Genomic DNA, 1,183 nt, shown 5'->3' with positions numbered 1-1,183 from the left:
CTCGCCCACATGAAGTTGGAGTTGCTAGTAATCGCGGATCAGAATGTCGCGGTGAATGCGTTCCCGGGCCTTGTACACACCGCCCGTCACACCATGGGAGTTGGTAATACCCGAAGCCACCGAGCTAACCCTCGGGATGCAGGTGTCGAAGGTAGGATCAATGACTGGGGTGAAGTCGTAACAAGGTAGCCGTATCGGAAGGTGCGGCTGGATCACCTCCTTTCTAAGGAGTAATTTCTACACTGTTCATTTTTGAGAGACTAATTAATTTTAGTTTACTCTTTTATGGGGGTATAGCTCAGTTGGGAGAGCACCTGCCTTGCACGCAGGGGGTCAGGAGTTCGAGTCTCCTTACCTCCACCATTGATACAGTAAATTAAATTGAATAATAAAAACTAAAAATGTAACATCTTAAAAAGTCCTTTGCTTAAGCTTAGGATATTAATTTTCTAGTTTTTTATATTTGGATTTAACTGTATTTTGTACCTTGAAAATTACACAGAAATATATTAAAACAATTTTAGCGAAATGTAAGTCATTTGACTAATTATACATTTCACCGGTCAAGTTTTTAAGAGCATAGGGTGAATGCCTTGGCACTAGAAGCCGATGAAGGACGGGGTAAGCGCCGATACGTCTCGGGGAGCCGCAAGCAGGCTTTGATCCGGGAATTTCCGAATGGGGAAACCCACCTAAATAAACTTTAGGTATCAATTACTGAATACATAGGTAATTGAGGGAACACTGGGAGAACTGAAACATCTAAGTACCCCAAGGAAGAGAAAGAAAAATCGATTCCCTTAGTAGCGGCGAGCGAAATGGGAAGAGCCCAAACCAGTAAGGGTTTCCTTTACTGGGGTTGTGGACATTACCGTTAAGAAAAGAATCGAGTAATCGAAGGGTCTGGAAAGATCCACCATAGAAGGTGAAAGTCCTGTAGATGAAACTCATATTCTTTTTGGTTTTGTTCCAGAGTACCACGGAACACGAGAAACTCTGTGGGAAGCAGGAGGGACCACCCTCCAAGGCTAAATACTTTCTAGTGACCGATAGCGTATAGTACCGTGAGGGAATGGTGAAAAGAACCCCGGAAGGGGAGTGAAATAGAACCTGAAACCCTATGTTTACAAGCAGTGGAAGCTCTTTTTACGAGCGACCGCGTACTTTTTGTAGAACGGGCCAA

Annotated in this window: 1 tRNA gene and 2 rRNA genes; all 3 read left to right on the top strand. The window is 43.9% G+C overall.

What is annotated here, in order from left to right:
- Nucleotides 1-223 (top strand): 16S ribosomal RNA (locus tag E0D94_RS14610); the annotation flags it as partial.
- A 64-nt stretch (nucleotides 224-287) separates the two neighbouring features.
- Nucleotides 288-363, top strand: a tRNA-Ala gene (locus E0D94_RS14605).
- 198 nt (nucleotides 364-561) lie between these two features.
- Nucleotides 562-1,183: ribosomal RNA gene (locus E0D94_RS14600) — 23S ribosomal RNA — on the top strand; the annotation flags it as partial.

Source organism: Senegalia massiliensis, from assembly GCF_900626135.1.
Taxonomy (GTDB): Bacteria; Bacillota; Clostridia; order Tissierellales; family SIT17; genus Anaeromonas; species Anaeromonas massiliensis.
Note: the sequence above shows the minus strand (reverse complement) of the source record. Positions and strands in the feature narration are given on the sequence as shown.